The sequence below is a fragment of the Acinetobacter sp. 1125_18A genome (assembly GCF_052824985.1).
Genome location: NZ_VTDG01000005.1, coordinates 200,533 through 222,735, shown reverse-complemented (window position 1 = coordinate 222,735; position 22,203 = coordinate 200,533). Strand labels below are relative to the sequence as shown.

At 40.9% G+C, this 22,203-nt stretch carries 15 protein-coding genes; 14 read left to right on the top strand and 1 reads right to left on the bottom strand.

The features are described from left to right. The 5 genes from ftsI to FY049_RS11290 all read left to right on the top strand — a co-directional run bounded on the left by ftsI (position 1) and on the right by FY049_RS11290 (position 6,751). Positions 1-1,836 carry a penicillin-binding protein PBP3 gene (ftsI, locus tag FY049_RS11310; protein ID WP_004816649.1) on the top strand — a complete coding sequence of 612 codons (1,836 nt, stop codon included), beginning with the start codon at positions 1-3 and terminating at the stop codon, positions 1,834-1,836. Positions 1,837-1,843: 7 nt separating this feature from the next. Beyond that, the gene (locus FY049_RS11305; protein WP_056517500.1) at positions 1,844-3,340 is read left to right on the top strand and encodes a UDP-N-acetylmuramoyl-L-alanyl-D-glutamate--2,6-diaminopimelate ligase; all 1,497 of its coding nucleotides are present in this window, start codon (positions 1,844-1,846) and stop codon (positions 3,338-3,340) included. A 9-nt stretch (positions 3,341-3,349) separates the two neighbouring features. Continuing rightward, positions 3,350-4,759 carry a UDP-N-acetylmuramoyl-tripeptide--D-alanyl-D-alanine ligase gene (locus FY049_RS11300; RefSeq protein ID WP_446083737.1) on the top strand — a complete coding sequence of 470 codons (1,410 nt, stop codon included), beginning with the start codon at positions 3,350-3,352 and terminating at the stop codon, positions 4,757-4,759. Further along, positions 4,759-5,877 (top strand): phospho-N-acetylmuramoyl-pentapeptide-transferase, encoded by a 1,119-nt coding sequence (gene mraY, locus FY049_RS11295; protein WP_056517494.1) that lies wholly within the window; start codon positions 4,759-4,761, stop codon positions 5,875-5,877. The genes FY049_RS11300 and mraY overlap by 1 nt, the downstream gene beginning before the upstream one ends. Before the next feature lie 70 nt (positions 5,878-5,947). Next, on the top strand, positions 5,948-6,751 hold the full coding sequence (locus FY049_RS11290) for a putative RNA methyltransferase (protein WP_056517491.1): 804 nt from the start codon (positions 5,948-5,950) through the stop codon (positions 6,749-6,751). Positions 6,752-6,811: 60 nt separating this feature from the next. Here the strand turns inward: FY049_RS11290 and ponA are convergent, their stop codons facing one another. After that, positions 6,812-9,355: a penicillin-binding protein PBP1a gene (gene ponA / locus FY049_RS11285; protein WP_056517488.1), complete on the bottom strand. Its 2,544-nt coding sequence runs from the start codon at positions 9,353-9,355 to the stop codon at positions 6,812-6,814. 163 nt (positions 9,356-9,518) lie between these two features. On the opposite strand from ponA, the gene FY049_RS11280 reads away from it, so the two are divergent. The 9 genes from FY049_RS11280 to gltB all read left to right on the top strand — a co-directional run bounded on the left by FY049_RS11280 (position 9,519) and on the right by gltB (position 22,159). After that, entirely contained in the window at positions 9,519-10,577 is a 1,059-nt protein-coding gene (locus tag FY049_RS11280) for a pilus assembly protein PilM (protein ID WP_004816660.1), read from the top strand. After that, a complete protein-coding gene (locus FY049_RS11275; RefSeq protein ID WP_056517486.1) occupies positions 10,577-11,218 on the top strand; it encodes a PilN domain-containing protein in 642 nt (213 codons plus the stop codon). Before FY049_RS11280 ends, FY049_RS11275 begins: the two co-directional genes overlap by 1 nt. Continuing rightward, complete coding sequence (locus tag FY049_RS11270; protein WP_151956402.1) at positions 11,215-11,961, top strand: type 4a pilus biogenesis protein PilO; 747 nt, start codon at positions 11,215-11,217, stop codon at positions 11,959-11,961. The genes FY049_RS11275 and FY049_RS11270 overlap by 4 nt, the downstream gene beginning before the upstream one ends. Then, positions 11,958-12,488 (top strand): pilus assembly protein PilP, encoded by a 531-nt coding sequence (locus tag FY049_RS11265; protein WP_151956403.1) that lies wholly within the window; start codon positions 11,958-11,960, stop codon positions 12,486-12,488. The genes FY049_RS11270 and FY049_RS11265 overlap by 4 nt, the downstream gene beginning before the upstream one ends. Positions 12,489-12,508: 20 nt before the next feature. Continuing rightward, positions 12,509-14,680: a type IV pilus secretin PilQ gene (gene pilQ / locus FY049_RS11260; protein WP_446083736.1), complete on the top strand. Its 2,172-nt coding sequence runs from the start codon at positions 12,509-12,511 to the stop codon at positions 14,678-14,680. A 36-nt stretch (positions 14,681-14,716) separates the two neighbouring features. After that, a complete protein-coding gene (aroK, locus tag FY049_RS11255; protein WP_004725433.1) occupies positions 14,717-15,259 on the top strand; it encodes a shikimate kinase AroK in 543 nt (180 codons plus the stop codon). Positions 15,260-15,295: 36 nt separating this feature from the next. Further along, the gene (gene aroB / locus FY049_RS11250) at positions 15,296-16,375 is read left to right on the top strand and encodes a 3-dehydroquinate synthase (RefSeq protein WP_224964375.1); all 1,080 of its coding nucleotides are present in this window, start codon (positions 15,296-15,298) and stop codon (positions 16,373-16,375) included. 16 nt (positions 16,376-16,391) lie between these two features. Continuing rightward, the gene (locus tag FY049_RS11245; protein ID WP_224964374.1) at positions 16,392-17,258 is read left to right on the top strand and encodes a hypothetical protein; all 867 of its coding nucleotides are present in this window, start codon (positions 16,392-16,394) and stop codon (positions 17,256-17,258) included. A 425-nt stretch (positions 17,259-17,683) separates the two neighbouring features. Continuing rightward, a complete protein-coding gene (gene gltB, locus FY049_RS11240; protein ID WP_224964373.1) occupies positions 17,684-22,159 on the top strand; it encodes a glutamate synthase large subunit in 4,476 nt (1,491 codons plus the stop codon). The last annotated feature ends 44 nt before the right edge of the window (positions 22,160-22,203 follow it).

Here is a 22,203-nt window from a genome sequence, read left to right as displayed (position 1 = left end):
ATGGCAGATAAGCAAACTAAACCGACTCGGCAGCCACGTAAAAAGCAGCCTTCCATTACCCAGAAAAGTACTGTATCGATAGATATGTGGCGTTTCTATTTAATGTGGGGCGTGGTGCTTTTATGTTTTGTCGGCTTGGTCGGACGTGCATTTTATGTGCAAGTGATTAATAAAGACTTTTTACAAAATAAAGCCAATGCCAATATTCTACGTTCTGAAACATTAAAAGCCATGCGTGGTGTGATTAGTGATCGTCATGGCGTACCTTTGGCAATCAGTTCTCCAATCATGAAAGTGGTGATTGATCCACGTGAATATTTTGAGACTAAAAAACAGTTTGATACCATTACGGCTGAATTACAGAAGACACCCAACAGTCGTAAACTCAAACGCCAATTGCCTGATGAAAATTTAAATTTAGATGAATTGGCAGATGCTGTTGGTCTTGATCGTGCAGACTTAAAAAAACGTTTAAATGAACGTCCACGTTCTCGTTATTTGGTACTTAAAAAAGAAGTTCCGCCACCACAAGCAGATTTTATTACCCAACATAAATTTGCTGGTGTTTATGCCGAAAAAACCTATAAACGTTATTATCCTCAGCCGCAGCCCAATGCGCAAATTATTGGTCTCACCAATAGTGAAGGGACGGGGATTGAAGGTTTAGAGATGCAGTTAAACTCCCGTCTGGCTGGTGAAGATGGTGAGCAAAAGATTTCTCGTGATAAACATGGTAACCGTATTACCACTCCTGAAGTTGTAAAAGAAGTGAAAGCAGGGGAGAACATCACCTTAAGTATCGACTCACGTTTGCAATATATTATGTATCGTGAGTTGACTGCGGTGGGTGTTGCCAATAATGCACGTTCTGCTTCTGCAATTGCTGTGGATGTAAAAACGGGCGAAATTCTGGCTATGGCGAGTTGGCCTTCTTATAATCCTAATGATAAAAATGGCTTAAGTAATAAAGATGCCATGCGTAACCGTGGGGCAATTGACATGTTTGAACCTGGTTCAACCATGAAACCTTTTACCATTGCAGCAGGCTTGGAAAGTGGCAAATATACCCCAAACTCGGTGATTAGTACCAGCCCGGGTTCGATGCGTTTAGGTTCACATACCATTCGTGATACGCATAACTATGGTTCGTTGACTGTCACTGGCGTGATTATCAAATCATCGAACGTTGGTTCGGCAAAAATTGCCTTGTCTTTACCAAAAGAAACCTTGCCAAGCTTCTTTAGAAAGGTCGGATTTGGTCAGCGTTCGGCGGTTAAATTCCCTGGTGAGAGTGGCGGTTTAGTGCTTCCACCTGAAAAGTTAAATTCGTCGCAAATTGGTACAATGGCTTATGGCTATGGTTTAAATGCGACGATTTTACAGTTGGCGCAAGGCTATGCAATGTTGGCCAATCATGGTGTGGAATATCCTTTAAGTCTCTATAAATTAAACGATCAGCCCAAAGGCAAACAGGTTTTAGCGCCTAAAATTGCTGATGAAGTTTTGTTGATGTTAGAGCAAGTCACGATGCCTGGTGGTACTGCAAAACAAGCCAATATTCCTGGTTATCGCGTGGGTGGTAAAACAGGTACAGCACATAAGTTGCGCCCTGACCATAGAGGTTATTCGAATACTGAATACCGTGCTTTATTTGCCGGTGTGGCGCCGATTAGTGATCCTCGTTTGGCGGTTATTGTTGTAGTCGAAAATCCGCGTGGACAATACTATGGTGGTTTGGTTGCAGCTCCAGTGTTTGCCCGAATTATGCAAGAATCTTTACGTTTAATGAATGTGCCTTTAGATAAACCTCTTGAAACGGCTAAGGCCAAGCCATAGGTAAACTATAATGATTAATTTTCAAGATATTTATAAAGTTGATAATACAAAGGCTTGGATGTCTGAGTCATTTAATGGCTTTTCTCTAGATAGTCGTTATGTACAACAAGGGCAAATTTTTATTGCTTTGACCAGTTATTCGCAACCAGAAAAAACCACACAATTTGCTCAAATTGCTTTAGACAAAGGCGCATTGGGCATTATTAGTGAAACAGATTTAGGTTTTGAATCTGCATTGATCTGTCCAGATGTTCGTCAGTTGATGGGACAATGGCAAAAACAATATTTACAAGCAACATCCCCTGTAAAAGCTGCACGAATTCTTGCAGTCACGGGAACCAATGGTAAAACCACGATTTCACGCCTCATTGCTGAATTACTGGCATTACAAAATAAAAAATGTGCAGTGATGGGAACTACGGGGAACGGGATTCTACCAAACCTAGAAGCATCTTCGCATACCACTTTAGATGCGTTGCATTTACAAAATCTTCTGCATGATTTTGCTATGCAAGGTGCTGAATTCGCTTCAATTGAGGCAAGCTCGCATGGTTTGGAACAAGGTCGTTTAAATGGTTGTGATATTGAGATTGCTGCATATAGTAATCTGAGTCGAGATCATTTGGATTATCACGGGACGCTTGAAGCCTATGCTGAAGCGAAAGCGTTGCTGTTTAAATTTGCTGCGTTAAAAGTTGCAGTAATTAACATAGATGATGCGCATGCAGATCTAATGATGAATGCTGCAAGCAGCAATCTGTCACATCCGAAAGTATTGACTTATTCAACCTCTAAAGCGGCTGATTACCAAGTATTTGGGATTAAATATAGCCTAGATGGGGCAACATTCCATCTCAAAACAGCCAAAGCTGAATTTACCGTGAATAGCCCATTGCTTGGGCATTTTAATATTGAAAATTTGGTGGCCAGTTTAATTGTTGCTGAACAAGCAGGTTTTGATTTAAAACAACTGATCGCAACCGTACCTAACTTAAAAGGTGCACCAGGACGTATGCAGGTGATTCGTGATCAAGATCGTCTGTTTGTGGTGGATTATGCACATACACCAGACGCTTTAACTCAGGTTTTAAAAACCTTAAAACGTCATGTTGAAAATCAGCTTTGGGCCGTCTTTGGTTGTGGTGGTGATCGAGATCGCGGTAAACGCCCATTAATGACCAAAGCAGCTTTGGAACAAGCCAATCCTGTGATGATCACATCAGATAATCCACGTACAGAAAATCCTGAGCAAATTTTTGCCGATATGAAGCATGAAATTGATTTTAGCCAGCATGAGGTTCACGAAATCCGTGATCGCCGTGAAGCAATCAAATATGCAGTAAAGCATGCACAATCAGGTGATATTGTTGTGATTGCCGGAAAAGGGCATGAAAATTATCAAGAAATTGATGGTGTTCGTCATTGGTTTGACGATGTCGTTGAAGTGCAATCGGCAATAGATGCACAACACCATAAACCCAATTCAGCTTATCCAGCTCATTAGGAATAAGAGATGCACACCTCTACCACCAGTACTGTGCCTTTGGAGCCATGGTCAGCAGCACAACTTGCTGAAGCAACTCAAGGTTATTGGTATTTAGATCAAGCACCACAAGGTGAAATTAAACGTATTTTGACTGATTCACGTCATGCTGAATTAGGTGATGCTTTTTTGGCGCTCAAAGGTGAGCGTTTTGATGCACATGATTTTGTTGCCCAAGTGGCTGAGAATGGCTGTCAAATTGCCATCGTGAGCCATCCTGTTGATGTAAATATCTGTCAACTTGTCGTGGCAGATACACGTTTGGCATTGGGGCATTTAGGCGCGTATCGTCGTGCTCAACATCCACAATTAAAAGTGATTGCACTTACAGGCAGTAGTGGTAAGACCACCACCAAAGAGATGTTGGGGAGTATTCTTTCACGTCTAGCGCCGACCTTGATTACACGTGGCAATTTAAATAATGATCTTGGTGTGCCAATGATGCTATTGGAGCTGCGTTCAGAGCATCAATATGCGGTGATGGAACTTGGTGCAAGCCATCAAGGTGAAATTGATTACACCTCAAATCTTGTACAGCCACATGTTGCTGGTATTTTAAATATTGGAACTGCGCATTTAGGCGAATTTGGTGGACGTGATGGAATTTGCCGTGCCAAATCTGAAATTTACCGTCATATTGATCAAGCTGGAACAGCAATTGTTCCTGCTCATGATGATTTTACCGATACGATTCGCCAAGTGGTAGACACTGAGCAAGTGTTAAGTTTTGGACAGGGTGGCGAGGTCTTTGCAACAGATGTTCAGTTATACGCACAGTCTGCAATCTTTACCCTTAATACGCCTCAAGGTGCAAGAACCGTCAATCTTCCTTTTGCAGGTGAACATAATGTCCATAATGCAGAAGCAGCGGCAGCATTTGCCTTAGCGATTGGTGTTGGTTTAGACGATATTGTGATCGGCTTGGAGTCGGCACAAGGTGCAAAAGGGCGTTTGAATTTTATTCATAAGCACAAGCATTTATTTATTGATGATACCTATAATGCCAACCCGACTTCAATGCGTGCAGCAGCTGAAGTACTTGCGCAACAGCAAGGGATCAAAGTGATGGTGATTGGCGATATTGGTGAACTAGGCGATACTGCTGCGCAGCAACACTATATGTTGGGTCGTGATCTGGTTTCAGTGGATGGGATTCAATTTGTTGTTGCAGTAGGTGAGTTTGCTCCTGCTACACAAGAAGGTGCGCGAAGCACTCAATATGGTAAAAAATTACAAGCTTTTCTTAGCCAAGAACAAGCTTTACCTTTATTGTTAAGTTTAATTGCAACACATCAACCACAGTCCATGAGTTTCCTGTTTAAAGGTTCTCGCTATACCCATATGGAAACGTTGATGGCTGATTTGATGGAGAAAGTTTAATGCTGTATTGGTTATTTCAACACTTGGCGGGTTATGAGAACGCGTTCCAAGTTGTTCGATACTTATCGTTACGAGCATTGCTCAGTGTATTGACTGCACTTGCGATTGGTTGGGCCTTGGGACCAGTAATGATCCGTAAATTACAAGCGCTCAAATATGGTCAGGCTGTTAGTTCATATGCACCTGAAAATCATGCCAAAAAAATGGGTACACCGACAATGGGCGGGATTTTAATTCTGCTTTCGATCGGGATCAGTACCTTGCTTTGGGCAGATTTATCCAATCCTTATGTATGGATTGTCTTGGCTGTTATGGTGATCTTTGGTGCTGTAGGTTGGGCAGATGATTGGATTAAAGTCCGTTATAAAGACAATGCAGGCTTACCTGCCAAGAAGAAATTCTTTTGGACTTCTGTTGGTTCCTTGGGGGCGGGTATTGCGTTATATGTCATTGCAACTCAGCAAGACAGCCCCGTACATACAGCGAATATGCTGGATTTGTTGATACCATTTTTTAAAAATCTGAGTATTCCATTGTCCTCAATTCCATTAGGTATTGGATTCATTATTTTTACCTATCTGGTAATTAATGGTGGATCAAATGCAGTGAATTTGACCGATGGTTTAGATGGTCTTGCGATCATGCCGATTGTTTTGGTTGCCGCAGGTTTAGGTGTTTTTGCATACTTGGCAGGTGATATACGCTTTGCCAATTATTTACATATTCCCTATGTAAAATATACCTCTGAGCTGGTGATTATTTGTGCTGCAATGATTGGAGCGGGTTTAGCATTTCTTTGGTACAACGCGCATCCTGCCCAAGTCTTTATGGGAGATGTTGGCGCATTATCATTGGGTGCAATGCTGGGCACTATCGCGGTAATGGTTCGTCAAGAGATCGTCTTTGCAATTATGGGCGGTGTCTTTGTTGTAGAAGCGATCTCGGTATTCTTGCAAATCGGATCATTACGTATGCGGAATAAACGTGTATTTCTTATGGCGCCGTTGCATCATCATTATGAGAAAAAAGGCTGGCGTGAGACTCAAGTGGTGATCCGTTTTTGGATTATCACAATTATGCTGGTAGTTTTAGGTCTAATGACATTAAAATTACGTTAAGCCAAAGTGATTTGAAAAGTCGGCATTAGCCGGCTTTTTTATGGCCTAAAAATATCTTTTGGAGAATACAATGAATTTGTTGATGTGCCCTGTATGTCGTGAGGCATTGAGCCTATCGGATCGGACTTGGCGCTGTGTAAATAATCATAGCTATGATGTGGCAAAACAAGGCTATGTGAATTTACATGTAGTACAACATAAGCATAGTAAAAATCCAGGGGATACGCCTGAATCTGTACAAGCACGCCGTGGATTTTTAAGTGGTGGATTTTATGCACCTTTACAGCAAGCCGTTGTTGAGAAAATTCGTGAGTTAGGTGTTGAAAACCTGTTGGATATCGGCTGTGGTGAAGGCTACTATACCGATGCAATGCAACATCAAGTGATGCAATGTATTGGGGTTGATATTGCAAAAAATGCAGTTCAGGTTGCTGCAAAACTCAATAAAGATGTGACATGGATTGTGGGAACAGGAGCGACTCTACCTGTTTTGGATCATTCGATTGATTTGTGTACCAGCTTATTTAGCCCGATCCCAGAAGAAGAAATACTCCGAGTACTTAAGCCGAAGGCTTATTTGATGGTGGTGACACCTGCGCCAGAGCATTTATATGGGATGCGTGAGGGCTTGTTTGATGAAGTTAAAGCCCATGAACCGCAAAAGTTTGTCACGCAATTACAGGCATCTTTTGAATTAATTGAACAGCCGATTATTGAAACAACGTTTGAGCTGGATCAAGCACAACTCAAAAACCTGATTGCGATGACCCCTTATGCTTATAAAGCAAAACCTGAAAAGCGGTTAGTTTTAGAAGCACAAGCTAAAACTACGTTAAAGGCAGCCTTTCAAATTTATATTTTTCAGAAAAAATAATAGAAATTTAAGCCATAAAAAATGCCATCAATTGATGACATTTTTTATTTGAGAAACTAATTATTGAACTTCATTAATCAAATTCTCAAGAGAATCACTTTCTCGTTTTGCACCGCCTTGATTCATTGCAGGCGGTGTTACTTTGTTCGGTTTTAGCGGTTGATCTGAACCTTCATCAGGTAAGTCTTCAAAGTCATTTGATGAATTACGTGATGGTGTAACAGGCGCAGGTTTAAAGATTGGACGTGCTAAAGGCGGCGATGAACCATTGCCTTCGTTTTGAGTAGCACCTTCAACTTGTGTCTGATTACGCTCTTCACGAGAGATTGGTGCTTTGGCATTTTTATCAAAATGTACCCAAGCAGATGGCGTGTCTTTTAAGGCTTTACCCATAAAGCCTGTCCAAACTGGAAGCGCTGCGATCCCACCATATTCACGACGACCAAGTGTTGAAGGCTGGTCAAAACCGACCCAAGCAATCGCAACTAATTTGCCGTTGAAGCCTGCAAACCACGCATCTTTAGCATCATTGGTTGTTCCTGTTTTACCACCAATGTCATCGCGACCAATTTTAAGTGCTGCACGACCAGTACCATGCACAATCACATCACGAAGAATATTTGCCATATCAAAAGCAGATTGTGATTTTAAAATTCGTTGTGCTTGACGATATTTACTTTGTTCTTCTTTGCTTAATGGGGTCTGAACCTCATCCACTGTAAGGTTCGCACCTTCAATGACTTCATCATCCGGGGTGATGGCTTGGGTATCGGCTACCGTCTCTTTTTGATTGATACATGGAATACACGCATATTCAGGCGCTGCTTCATAAATGGTTTTGCCATAAGCATCTTCAATACGGCTGATGAAATGCGGTTGAATGCGATATCCACCATTGGCAATTGCGGCATAGCCAGTTGCCATTTGAACTGGAAGTACTTGTGGGGTACCGAGCGCAATCGTGAAGTTACGTGGGATTTGATCTTCTTGTAGACCAAAATCCATCAATAATTGGCGAGCACGTTCTACACCTACGCTTTGTAATAAACGTACAGATACCGTATTACGAGATAAGTACAATGCACGTCGTAAAGGAATCATACCCAAATAACGACCATCTGAGTTTCTTGGTGACCAACGACCAATTGTAATAGGGCTATCATTGACCATGGTATAAGGAGTCATACCGCGTTCAAGCGCCAGTGCATAGACGAATGGCTTAATGGTTGAACCTGGTTGACGCCAACCTTGTATTGCGCGGTTAAATTTAGATTGGTAAAAGTTGTATCCACCCACCACAGCTTCAATTGAACCATCATTCGGGTTGATTGCAATGAGTTGACCTTGTGCTTTCGGTGTTTGAACCAATGACCACGCGGTTTTATTTTCATTGGGACGTAAGCGAATAATATCTTTAACACTTACAATCTGCGAAGCGCGGCTTGGTGCCCCACCAACTGCATTGGCATTGATATATTTTCTTGCCCAAGACATACCTGACCAAGGCACAGTCACTGTTGAACCATCTTGCATTTTGGCATCAAAACTATTGCTGCCTACCTTGATGACTTCAGCAGGGTAGGTATTGGCATAAGCAATGAATTCTTTTAAAGGTTTATCATGTGCTTCAGCACCACGCCATCCATGCCGACGATCATAATCTTCCAAGCCTTTTTGTACTGCATCTTCTGCATATTGTTGGCGTTTGCTGTTGACTGTTGTATAAACTTTATAACCCGAATCAATTGCTTGTTCACCAAACTTTTCAACCAATTCTGAGCGAACCATTTCACCTACATAGGGAAATCGATTACTTAAGCCGCGATCAGGCATACTCAGATTAATCGGCTCAGCGACAGCTTTTTCGTATTCTGCTTGTTTAAGATAGCCAAGTTGTAACATGCGGCCAAGAATCCAGTTGCGACGTTCTAATGCGCGTTCAGGGTTAACCACAGGATTGTATTTTGATGGTGCTTTGGGTAAACCCGCAATCATTGCCATTTGTGCGACACTAAGTTGATCTAAGCTTTTGTCATAATAAATTTTTGCTGCAGCAGCAATACCATAGGCATTTTTACCCAAAAAGATTTTATTGACATATAAAGATAAAATTTCTTCTTTCGATAGATTTTGTTCTATTTTACGTGCCAAAAAAACTTCGGTAAGTTTGCGTTTGAGTGTTCGTTCAGGTGATAAATAATAATTTTTAGCCACCTGCATGGTAATTGTTGAGCCACCTGTTTGTACATTTGACCCAGTGACACTTTCACTCACTGCACGCCCTAAGCCTTTAAAGCTAATTCCGCTATGTTCGAAGAACGATGAATCTTCAGCAGCAAGGAAGGCATGAATGAAATGTGGTGGGATCTGATTGTACTCAACAGGCACCGAAAGCTTGCCACCATATTCAGCGATCAGCTGATTATCTGCTGAATAAACTTGCAAAGGTTTAAGCAATGGCGCCTTTTTTAAAGAGCTCATTTCTGGTAGTGATGGGGCAATATATAGATACATTCCATAAAAGCCCATCGGAATTGCGACTAAAATAATGATAATCAGCAAAAAAAAGGGATGAATATAACCTGAACAAGATAGCTTTTTCATAACAAGTAAGTTTTAATAATAGCTAATGGCAAACTAATTGCGTTCAGTATAGCTTCTCATGTGATGGATTGTTAGATGGGATATTGTATCTGTAAAAAATTAAGACCAAATGCAGTCGGTTTGTGTTATTTATTGGGGATAAAAAAATAATAGGAAATCAATCGTGCTTAGACTATATCGTAAGCCAAATAAGGGGTTAATAGGAGTAGATATTAGTTCTACTACTGTAAAGATTTTAGAGCTCTCTGTTAAGAACGGTCGTTACTGGGTTGAAAGTTATGGATTAAGTCCACTGCTCGATGGGAGTGTTGTTGAAAAAAATATTCTTAATCCTGAAGCAGTTGCTGATGCGTTGGAAAGGGCAGTCAATATTGGCAATCCTCAATCGCAAAATGTTGCGGTTGCTGTACCTACATCTATGGTGATTCACAAAATCATTGAAATGGATGCAGATATGTCGGATGAGGAAAGAGAAGTTCAGATCCGAATGGATGCTGAACAATATATCCCTTTCCCGCTGGATGAAGTCAGTTTAGATTTTGAAGTGTTAAAAGATAAGCTGGCAAATCCAAATCGAGTCAATGTGTTACTTGTTGCAACACGTGCAGAGAATATTGATTCTCGTGTTGAAGTTTTAGAAATCGCAGGCTTATCACCTAAAATTGCAGATGTAGAAAGTTATGCAATTGAGCGTGCTTTTGATGTCTTTTCCGATACCTTGCCAATCGGTGTAAATCTTGTGGGTATCTTGGATATCGGCCATACCATGACCACCTTGTCTGTGATGCAAAATGGCAAGATCATTTATACCCGAGAGCAAGTTTTTGGTGGCAAGCAGCTGACTCAAGATGTACAGAACCGCTATGGCTTGTCTTATGATGAAGCTGGTCGGGCCAAAAAAGATCGGACTTTACCTGACGATTTTGAAACAGAAGTCTTAATGCCGTTTTTAGAAGCAGTGGTACAACAAGCTGCTCGTTCATTACAGTTTTTCTTTTCATCTTCTCAGTTTAACGAGATCGACCATATTTTATTGGCGGGTGGTAACGCCAATATTCCTGGGTTGGCAAAATTATTACAACAAAAACTCGGTTATCGGGTCACGATTGCAAACCCTTTCTTGCAGATGGGGTTTTCACCACAAATTGACTTAAAAAAAATAGAAAATGATGCACCTTCTTTAATGGTTGCGTGTGGTTTGGCTTTGAGGAGTTTTGATTAATGGCAAAGATTAACTTACTCCCTTGGCGTGATGAGCTAAGAGAACAGAAGAAGAAGCAATTTGTTGCAATATGTGTTGGGGTTGCACTGATTGGCTTAGTTACAGTGTTATTGGCGTGGTTCTATTTTGATCATAAGTTAGAAGATCAGGAGCAAGCCAATCAATTGGTGACCAGTACCAATCAAAATTTAGATACGCAATTAAAAACTTTAGATGGTTTACAAGAACGTCGTAATGCCATTATTGAACGGATGAAACTGATCCAAGGTTTACAAGGTCAGCGTCCTGTGATTGTTCGCCTCGTTGATGAATTGGTTCGGATTGTCCCTGCACAAATGTACATCACAAAATTTAGTCGTGTGGGTGATAAATTTACAATTGAGGGCAAAGCTGAAAGTCCAAACACAGTTGCTGAATTGTTGCGTGGATTAGAGGCGTCTGAATGGTATCGAAATGCATTTATGAATTCATTCTTAGCTGCAGATGAAAATAAAAATAAAGGGCAGACTTCGGTGATTCCTCGTGTAGAAGAATCATATGGAAGTTTTGTGGTGACTGTGGATTTAGGTGAAATAGCATCTACTGCAGATGGGGACGCGACGAAGGTTGAACAAGTTTCAGCTGCTGGGGGTGCAAAATGAGTCGTGAAGATTTTGAGCAATTAGATTCATCTGTAAATGATGCTCCAAAAAAGAACAAGATGACTGTTGAGAAGTTTTTTCAACAGTTCAATACCTTGGATATGAATAACTATGGCAGTTGGCCTTTATCCGTTAAAGTCACCTGTTGGGTATTCTTGTTTTTTGTGGTGTGTGCAATTGGCTATTTTTTAGCAATTAAACCTAAATTAGATGCAATTGATCAAGCACGTACAGTTGAACAAAACTTATTAAATGAGTTTAAAGAAAAAGACTCTAAATTAAGAAACTTGCAGCAATATCAAGCACAACTGCAACAAATGGAAGCAAATTTTAATCAGCAATTAGAGCAGCTACCTAAAGAAACTGAAATTCCGAGTCTGGTTGAAGACATTAACGTGACAGGGGTAAGTTCTGGTTTGAAATTTAAAAATATCAAATTAGAACCAGAAGTGAAGCAGGAGTTCTTTATTGAGCAGCCGATCTCGATTGATGCAACAGGGGATTATCATTCATTTGGCAGTTTTGTAAGTAGTTTGGCTGCTTTACCACGTATTGTCACTTTGCATGATTTCACAATTACAGGAACACCTAGTCAAGATAACAAATCTGATGTGCCAGTGATTGACTATACAATTAAAGCAAAAACTTATCGTTATATTGGAGCTGATGAGCAGAAAATAAATAAATCAGCGAATGCTGCTGCGCAGACAACAACACCTCAGCAAGGAGGGACGCCACAATGAAACAGCTTAATAAAATAGTTTGTGGAATCTTATTTGCGATGCTGTTGGTGGGGTGCGATTCTAGAATTGATGCCGTTAATCAAGAAATGGCAAATATTAGAAATCAGCAACCATTGCCGATTGAACCTGCGCCAGTATTTAACCCAGTGCCTAGTTTTAATTATTCTGCTCAACAGTTACGCAGCCCATTTTTGCCAAACTCATTGGCAAATGAATTGAAAATCATGTCAGGCAAGCGCGTCTACCCGAATTTTTCAAGACAGCCACAGCCGCTTGAAAGCTATCCTTTAGAGTCGTTAACACTGAAAGGAAGTATGAAAGGGGCTGTTGGACAGATCGTGGGTTTGATCAAAACACCAGATGGTGAGATTGAGCGGGTACAACTTGGCAACTACATGGGTATGAATCAGGGGCGAATTATTGAAATTACGCCGACCCGTATTGATTTATTGGAAATTGTTCCAGATGGTCGAGACGGTTATATAGAAAGACCACGGAGTCTAGTTCTAATCGGTCCAATAGATTAAAACGGAATAAAGGAATAAAAATGAAAAAGAGTTTGAAAAATATCTTTAACGGGGATGGTAAGTTTATGAATAGTCAACTTCGTCAATTTACTATGGCGGCAGTGTCAATTGCGATTATGCAGGTTGCAACAGCGCAAACAACCATGACCAATATTGTACCGATGAAAATACCGGGGCAAGGTACAGAAATTCGTGTGATGTTTAATGGCTTACCGCCACAGCCTCAAGCCTATCAATTGGATAATCCATCTCGACTGATTTTGGATTTTAATCAGGCGAAGCAAACGATCAATCAGTCGTCTATTGCTGTGGCAAGTGAAGAAGCGTCGACGGTGGATATTGCTGCCGATGATCAACGTTCACGCTTAACGGTAAATTTAAAAAATAGTGGTTCTTTTACAACACGTGTTGAAGGGAATACCTTTATTTTAAAGATTAACAATGCCAATCAAGCTGCTGCTTTACCGACTTATGCAGCATCTACACTGAATAAGCAAAATCAAGGCATCGCAGATATCGGTTTCCAGCGTGGCAATGCGGGTGAGGGTCAAGTTATTGTAAATCTGTCTGGTGCAAATACACCTGTAGATGTACAACAACAGGGCAGTAAAGTTATTATTCGAACCTTTGGGAATAAAATTCCAGCACATTTAATTCGTCGTTTAAATGTCAATGATTTTGCAACCCCAGTTTCTTCTGTGGATGCTTATAATGACGGTTCCAATGGCGTCATTACCATTCAATCTGCGGGTAGCTATGAATATATGGCTTTCCAAGCGGAAAACAAATTGACCGTGAGTTTAAAGCGTCCTGTAGAAAATAAGGTAAATCGCCCAAGTTCAAGTCAGTCTTATACGGGTAAGAAAATCTCGCTTGATTTTCAAGATATCGAAGTACGCCGTGTGCTACAGCTACTTGCTGATTTTACCAGTATTAATATGGTGGCTGCAGATTCGGTTCAAGGTAATATCACTTTACGTCTGAAAGATGTACCTTGGGATCAGGCGCTAGATATCATTTTAAAAACCAAGAATTTGGATAAGCGCCGTAATGGGAGTGTGATTTGGATTGCACCTGTCACCGAGCTGATTAAAGCTGAAGAAGATGAAGCCAAAGCAATTGCACAAAGCATTAAGTTGGCACCAATTCAAACAGAATATATACAACTCAGTTATGCAAAAGTTGCCGAGGTTCTAAAGTTACTCGAAGACTCTAGAAATCCTAAAGGTGCACAAGCAAATGGTACCAATAACACAGATTCTTTAGCTTTGGAAAGTCTACTCAGCTCAAGAGGGAGTGCTGTTGCAGATACACGAACAAATACATTAATTATTAATGATACTGCAAATAATATTGATAAAGTTCGTAAAATGATTGATTTACTTGATGTTTCGGTAAAGCAAGTCATGGTTGAAGCACGTATTGTTCGGGCAACAACAGATTTTACCAAAGAAATGGGGGTGAAATGGGGAATTTTATCGCAAGGGATTACCAAGAATAATGATTTATTGGTTGGTGGTAGTGATACGACATTATGGGACTTAAAAACCCCGAGTGATGATGGGAAATATACCATTACTCGGCCCGATAATTTAAACGTAGACCTTGGCGTTACTACGGCTGGGGCAAGTAAAATCGCATTTGGTCTAATTAGTCTTTCGGATTTTATGTTGGACCTAGAGTTGTCGGCTTTACAATCTGATGGCTATGGTGAAGTGATTTCAACGCCAAAAGTGATGACAGCAGATAAACAAAAAGCCAAAGTTGCTTCGGGTCAACAAATTCCTTACCAGACTACATCAACAGCGGGTGGTACAGCTACAGCGACAACCTCATTTAAAGATGCCTTGCTCAGTCTGGATGTTACACCAAGTATTACCCCAGAAGGGAAAGTACAAATGCAGCTGAATATTACCAGTGATTCACGTGGTGGGGTGGCACCGAATGGTGAAGTTATTCTGAATAAAAATGAAATCAATACCAATGTGTTGGTTGATAATGGTGAAACCGTGGTATTAGGTGGTATTTTTGAACAAGAAAATACCACGAACCAAGTCAAAGTCCCTTTTTTAGGCGATATTCCTTATTTAGGACGATTGTTCCGTAAGGATGCCAAAACAGAGAATAAACGAGAGTTACTAATCTTTGTGACACCAAGAATTGTTAATGACAGTCGTACCAGAAATCATTAATATACTTTCAATGAAAGCAATTCGATAGGTGACTCCTTGCCAAGCAAAGAGTTGGAAACCCTACCAAATATTTATTTGGTAGGGCCCATGGGAGCAGGAAAAACAACAGTTGGTCGGCATCTAGCGGAACTGTTAAGTCGTGAGTTTTTAGACAGCGATCATGAAATAGAAAGAAAAACTGGGGCATCTATTCCTTGGATTTTTGAAAAAGAAGGCGAACAAGGTTTCCGTACAAGAGAAACAATCGTGATTGATGAACTCACATCAAAAAAAAATTTAGTGGTTGCAACAGGTGGTGGTGCTGTTACTCAAGCCATGAATCGAGAATATCTCAAGCATAGGGGTATTGTGATTTATTTATATACCCCTGTAGAAATCCAATTATTACGTACACATCGAGATAAAAATCGTCCTTTATTGCAAGTCGAGAATCCTGAGCAAAAGTTAAAGGATCTACTTAAAGCACGAGATCCACTGTATAGAGATGTTGCACATTATATTATTGAAACCAATCAGGGTGCTGCGCGAGATTTAGCGCTGAGAATATTGCAACTGATCGTTTCAAAAGAAATTATTTAGTCAGTAAATTATCATTCATTGTTATTTGGCAGAATCATGCAAACTTTACATGTTGAACTGGGTGAACGTCGTTATCCAATCTTTATTGGTAGTCATTTGAATCCTCAAGAATTGCTTGAACCTTATATTCAGGGGCATCAAGTGATGATTGTTACAAATACCACAGTTCAACCTTTGTATTTGTCGCACTATGTTGATGCAATTCAGCAGTTGGGTAAGCAGGTTACAACATGTGTTTTGCCTGATGGTGAGAAATACAAAGATATTCAGCACCTTAATTTGATTTTTGATGCTTTACTTCAGGCTGGCTTTAATCGTGATTGTACGGTTTTGGCTTTAGGTGGTGGAGTGATTGGTGACATGGCTGGTTTTGCTTCAGCCTGTTTCCAACGAGGCGTGTATTTTATTCAAGTTCCAACCACACTGTTGTCTCAAGTGGATTCGAGTGTTGGTGGGAAAACCGGAATTAATCACCCTTTAGGCAAAAATATGATAGGTGCATTTCAGCAACCTCAAGTGGTTTTGGCTGATATGGCACAACTCAAAACCTTGCCAGAACGTGAACTTTCAGCAGGTTTGGCTGAGGTGATTAAATATGCGTTACTGGGTGATTTAGACTTTTTAGCATGGTTAGAAGAGCATATGGATGGGCTGATTGCCCAAAATCCAGAATTATTGGCTGAAGCTGTTTATCGTTCTTGTGCGCATAAAGCAAGAATTGTGGCCAATGATGAGAAAGAGCAAGGTGAACGCGCTTTGTTAAATTTAGGTCATACTTTTGGCCATGCCATTGAATCGTATCTCGGTTATGGGGTTTGGTTGCATGGTGAAGCAATTGCAACGGGTATGGTGATGGCTGCTGATTTGTCTCAGCGTATGGGATGGATTTCATCTGCTGATCTGGAACGTACAAAAAAAATCATACAACGTGCCCAATTACCTGTAGCATGTCCTAAAATTCCGCTCGATGAATTTTTGGCATATATGTCACATGATAAAAAAGTATTAAATGGTCAACTTCGTTTAATATTGATAAAACAACTCGGCCAAGCCATCATTACTAAAGATTTTGATGTTGAGTTGATGAAACAAGCGATTCTCGCGAATCAGATATAGAAAAGGTTAGTTCCAAATGGCAGCAGTTCGTACAAATTGGCAAAATATTCGACAATATATTTGGTTGGTTGGTGGATTAATCTGTCTTTTGGTGGCACTGATTTTTTGGGCAGTGACTGACACTAAAGATCTGGTCACTGTGGTCAATCCGATTGAAGAGTCCCAAGTTCAAATTCAACCTGAAAAAGTTGCTGCGACATCGCATTTAGGTGCTTTGATGGATGAGGTACGTCCACTTGAAATGACCACACGTATTGTGACTGCGGGTAGCCATGATGCAGAATTTCGTGGTACAAAGTTTTTTCAAGAAAATAAGAAAGCTTGGTCGATAGAGTTATTTAAGACCTCGGATGAAGATGTCATCCTGGGATTTTTACAGAAACAAGCGGATCGTAAAAATTTTATTTATTTCCGTTTAAGCGGTGAAGATCAAGTAGAGCAATATGTTTTAGCCTATGGTCTATTTAAAAGTGATGATCAGGCCAAGAGCCAGTTACAACAATTAAATTTAAAACTGCCTGCATCTATCCATCCAAAAGCGATCCAGTTTGAAAAATATAGTGCTTTAATCAATGATCTGGGCTCAGATGAAATGGCAAGTGCAAATAAACTCTATCAAGTGAAATTAAAATCAGCACCTTTACCTGTGGTTGATGAAACGCTATTGGCTCAAGCAAAATCAGCATTGTCATCTTTAACGGGTTCAACTCCTGCAAACCAGACCACCAAAACCACAATTACCCGTCGTGATGCATCTGGCAATGTGGTAGATGTACAAAAGTCACAATCTCGTGCACAGCCTTCAGGCAACAGCAAAGAGCCAACAGGCGCTACTGCTGATAAAAAACCAGCTGAACATGAAGTCAGTGATCCATTTAATTAAAATTAGCTCTAAAATGAAGCAGAATTAATTATTTAATTTTATATTTGCACAAAAATGGTGCTATAAATGCCTTTATAAGACGCTTAGAATTTTAAAGAATATCTTTATTTCACTATCTTTTAGTGATTTGGTGAACAAAAATAAAATTTGGCATATTTTTTGCTTTATTGTTGCGCTAATTGAGTTGATTGTCCCTGTTTTGGAGCGAAATGATTCAGTTGGTGTGCGATTTAAGTCTGGTTGAGTGCTTTATTTCAGTGCGGAAGTTGTAAAACAATCTTGCAATTAAAGTAAAAACAGACTGGTATTCGATTCTGACTAAGTGGTTTACTTGGGCTAAGAAAATACTTAAAAATCGTAATTGAGTGTTCGAATGTTTTTCGCCCTTTCATGGGCCTATGTAGAAAGAAGGGTACGCTATGCACATGCCATCGCCTAACACTGTAGCTCCCGCTCAAGGTTTATACCAACCGGATGAGTTTAAAGATAACTGTGGTTTCGGCTTGATTGCCCATATGCAGGGTGATGCGAGTCATGATTTAGTCAAGACCGCGATTCATAGTCTAAGCTGTATGACGCACCGTGGTGGTATTGCCGCAGATGGTAAGACCGGTGATGGTTGTGGCTTGCTCTTGGCTATGCCTAAAGCATTCTTCCGTGAAGAAGCAAAAAAGATCAGTGACATTACACTGAGTGAAATTTTTGCGGTCGGGACGATATTTTTAAATTTAGATCCAGCACTTGCGGCCCATGCAAAGCAAATTCTAACCCATGAAATTGAAGAAGAAGGCTGCCGAGTCATTGGTTGGCGTATCGTTCCAACCAATAATGATGCCTTGGGTTCAATCGCAATGCAGTCTTTACCTGCATTTGAACAAATTTTTGTCAATTGCCCAATGGGTGTGACTGAGGTTGAATTTAACCGTAAGTTACTTATGGCACGTCGTCGTGCAGAACAACAATTAACAGCTGATCCCTATTTTTATGTGACCACACTGTGTTCTACAGTGATCACCTATAAAGGCTTAATGATGCCTGCATATATTGCAGAATTCTATACAGACCTTGCTGATGAACGTTTGGACTCACACATTGTTGTGTTCCATCAACGTTTCTCGACCAATACTTTACCCCGTTGGCCATTGGCACAACCGTTCCGTTATTTGGCACATAATGGTGAAATTAACACCATTACTGCTAACCGTAACTGGGCAGTGGCACGTACACCAAAGTTTGAAAACCCATTATTGCCAGGTATTACTGAACTGAGCCCAATTGTAAACCGTACAGGCTCAGACTCATCAAGTATGGACAATATGCTTGAGCTGCTTGTGGGTGGCGGGATGGATTTATTCCGTGCATTACGCATGCTTGTTCCACCAGCGTGGCAAAACGTTGAAACATTAGATGCGGATTTACGCGCGTTTTATGAATTCAACTCTAAGCATATGGAAGCTTGGGATGGTCCTGCGGGTCTAGTGATCCAAGATGGTCGTCATGCGATTTGTATGCTAGACCGTAATGGCTTGCGTCCTGCACGTTGGGTGATCACTAAGAATGGTTATATCACTTTGGCATCAGAAATTGGTGTCTGGGGTTACGAACCTGAAGATGTGATCTCTAAAGGTCGTGTAGGTCCTGGTCAAATCCTAGTGATTGATACCTTGACTGGAAAATTGCTCGATACCAAAGATGTGAGCAATCATCTGAAAAAAATGCGTCCTTATCGTGAATGGTTACGTGAAAACTCAGTTCGCTTGCAAGGTAGTCCAGAGCTTGAAGAATATTTGTGTGATCAAGGCCTAAAAGGTGATGACCTTAAAGCGGCTCAAAAAATGTTTATGGTGACATTTGAAGAGCGTGATCAACTGCTTCGTCCAATCGCTGAAAGTGGACAGGAAGCTGTCGGTTCAATGGGTGATGATACACCAATGGCGGTATTGTCTCGCCAAGTGCGTCATGTGACGGATTATTTCCGTCAGCAATTTGCGCAAGTGACCAATCCACCGATTGACCCATTACGTGAATCCATTGTCATGTCATTGGAAACCTGTTTTGGCCGTGAGCAAAATGTATTTGAACAAGGTCCAGAGCATGCAGATCGTTTAATTGTATCGAGCCCAGTCCTTTCAAATTCTAAAATGCATCAGATTCGTACCCTTGGTCGTAAAGGTTACGAAATTGCAGATATCGATTTGAATTATCCTGTAGCTGAAGGTCTTGAAGCCGCGATTTCACGTATTTGTGAAGAAGCTGCACAAGCGATTCGTGATGGTAAAACCTTATTGGTCATTTCAGATCGTAAAATCCGTGAAGGCTTTTTACCGGCAAATGCTGCAATGGTGACGGGTGCAATTCATCACTTCTTGATTAATGCTGGTTTACGTACCGATGCAAACATCATTGTTGAAACTGCACTTGCACGTGATGCACATCAGTTTGCCGTGATCTTAGGTTTTGGTGCAACTGCGATTTACCCATATTTGGCTTATGATGTGATCAACGATTTGATTGCAAAAGGTGAATTATTGGGTGATCCAATTCATGCACAAGCGAATTTCCGTAAAGGTATTGATAAAGGGTTGCTTAAAGTCCTTTCAAAAATGGGGATTTCAACAGTCGCATCTTATCGTGGTGGACAGTTATTTGAAGCAGTCGGTTTATCTGAAGAAGTTGTTAGTAAGTGCTTCACAGGTGTGCCAAGTCGTATTAAAGGTGCAACATTTATTGACCTTGAAAATGACTTGAAAAAACTAGCAGACATTGCTTGGAAAGCACGTAAGCCAATTGAACAAGGTGGTTTGCTCAAGTTTGTCTTTGATAAGGAATACCACGCATTTAATCCTGATGTGATCAATGCGTTGCATAAATCGGTGCGTTCAGGCAATTATGCTGACTTTAAAGAATACGCAGAGTTGGTGAACACGCGTCCAATTGCGACAATTCGTGACTTATTAAAACTCAAAACTGATCATTCTATACCATTAGAAGCTGTTGAATCAGTTGAAGAAATTCTGCCACGTTTTGACTCTGCTGGCATGTCTTTAGGTGCATTGTCACCGGAGGCACATGAAGCCATTGCGATCGCAATGAATACGATCGGTGGTCGTTCAAACTCAGGTGAGGGCGGTGAAGATCCTGCACGTTATGGCACAATCCGTAACTCTAAAATTAAGCAAATTGCTTCAGGTCGTTTTGGTGTAACACCTGCATATTTAACATCTGCTGAAGTGTTACAGATCAAAGTAGCGCAAGGTGCAAAACCTGGTGAAGGCGGTCAGTTACCGGGCGGTAAAGTGAATGGCTTAATTGCGCGTTTACGTTATTCGGTTCCAGGTGTGACTTTGATTTCACCACCACCACACCATGATATTTATTCTATTGAAGATTTATCACAGCTGATCTTTGACTTAAAGCAAGTTAATCCACAAGCCATGGTGTCTGTGAAGTTAGTATCAGAGCCAGGGGTGGGAACAATTGCAGCGGGTGTTGCAAAAGCCTATGCAGATTTCATTACCATTTCTGGATATGACGGCGGTACAGCTGCTTCACCTTTATCGTCTATTCACCATGCAGGTTCGCCATGGGAATTGGGTCTTTCAGAAGCGCATCAAGCACTTCGTGTCAATGACCTGCGTGGTAAAGTACGTGTACAAACTGATGGTGGTTTGAAAACAGGTTTAGATGTGGTTAAAGCTGCGATTTTAGGTGCGGAGAGCTTTGGTTTTGGTTCTACCCCAATGATCGCGCTTGGATGTAAATACCTGCGTATTTGTCACTTAAATAACTGTGCAACAGGTGTGGCAACTCAGCAAGATCATTTACGTCAAGAGCATTATATTGGCGAGCCAGAAATGCTGATTAATTTCTTCCACTTTATTGCGGAAGAAACACGTGAATGGTTGGCTGCTTTAGGTGTTGCATCATTGAAAGATTTGATCGGTCGTACTGATCTACTTGAGATGTTGCCAGGTGAAACGGATAAACATGCTCATTTAGATTTAAGTGCATTGTTAGAATCACACCCATCTGCGGAAGGCAAAGCGCAATATTGCCAAGTACAAGGCAATGAACCATTTGATAAAGGTATTCTTGCTGAGAAAATGGTGGCAGAAATGCTACCTGCGATTGAAGCAAGTACTGGTGGTGAGTTCCATTTTACTGTGGGTAACTGTGACCGTTCAATTGGTGCGCGTCTTTCAGGTGAAATTGCCAAACGTTATGGCAACCTCGGTATGGAAGCACATCCTGTTAAAGTGAATTTAAAAGGAACTGCGGGTCAGTCATTGGGTGTTTGGAATGCGGGTGGTTTGCATATCAGCCTTGAAGGTGATGCAAACGACTATGTGGGCAAAGGTATGGCAGGTGGTCGAGTATCGATCTTCCCACCAAAAGGTTCACCATTCCAAACTCAAGAAACGGCAATTATCGGCAATACCTGTTTGTACGGTGCGACAGGCGGTAAATTATTTGCTGCGGGTACAGCGGGCGAGCGTTTTGCTGTCCGTAACTCTGGCGCGTTTGCGGTCATTGAAGGTGCAGGCGACCATTGCTGTGAATATATGACAGGCGGTATCGTGACTGTACTGGGTAAAGTTGGACACAACTTTGGTGCAGGTATGACTGGTGGTTTTGCTTATGTACTTGACTTAGATAACGACTTTGTTGATTACTACAACCACGAATTGATTGAATTAAACCGTATTTCTACAGAAGCGATGGAAGAACATCAAGAATTCTTACTTCGTATCTTAGATGAACACATTGCTGAAACAGGTAGTGCTTGGGCGTACAAGATTCGCAACGAGTTTGATTTCTATAGCCGTAAATTCTGGCTGGTGAAACCAAAAGCGGCTAATTTACAAACGCTTTTGAAAACAACTCAAGCAGATCCACAATAATTCCACTACTCAAATTTTAGGTAGGTGTGGATAACTTCGCAGAT

Excerpts from the sequence above, each read along its gene's own strand:
- gltB (WP_224964373.1), top strand. The coding sequence starts at position 17,684 with ATGCCATCGCCTAACACTGTAGCTCCCGCTCAAGGTTTATACCAACCG.
- FY049_RS11275 (WP_056517486.1), top strand. The coding sequence starts at position 10,577 with ATGGCAAAGATTAACTTACTCCCTTGGCGTGATGAGCTAAGAGAACAG.
- ftsI (WP_004816649.1), top strand. The coding sequence starts at position 1 with ATGGCAGATAAGCAAACTAAACCGACTCGGCAGCCACGTAAAAAGCAG.
- FY049_RS11245 (WP_224964374.1), top strand. The coding sequence starts at position 16,392 with ATGGCAGCAGTTCGTACAAATTGGCAAAATATTCGACAATATATTTGG.
- mraY (WP_056517494.1), top strand. The coding sequence starts at position 4,759 with ATGCTGTATTGGTTATTTCAACACTTGGCGGGTTATGAGAACGCGTTC.
- FY049_RS11270 (WP_151956402.1), top strand. The coding sequence starts at position 11,215 with ATGAGTCGTGAAGATTTTGAGCAATTAGATTCATCTGTAAATGATGCT.
- pilQ (WP_446083736.1), top strand. The coding sequence starts at position 12,509 with ATGAAAAAGAGTTTGAAAAATATCTTTAACGGGGATGGTAAGTTTATG.
- FY049_RS11290 (WP_056517491.1), top strand. The coding sequence starts at position 5,948 with ATGAATTTGTTGATGTGCCCTGTATGTCGTGAGGCATTGAGCCTATCG.
- aroB (WP_224964375.1), top strand. The coding sequence starts at position 15,296 with ATGCAAACTTTACATGTTGAACTGGGTGAACGTCGTTATCCAATCTTT.
- FY049_RS11265 (WP_151956403.1), top strand. The coding sequence starts at position 11,958 with ATGAAACAGCTTAATAAAATAGTTTGTGGAATCTTATTTGCGATGCTG.
- FY049_RS11300 (WP_446083737.1), top strand. The coding sequence starts at position 3,350 with ATGCACACCTCTACCACCAGTACTGTGCCTTTGGAGCCATGGTCAGCA.
- ponA (WP_056517488.1), bottom strand. The coding sequence starts at position 9,355 with ATGAAAAAGCTATCTTGTTCAGGTTATATTCATCCCTTTTTTTTGCTG.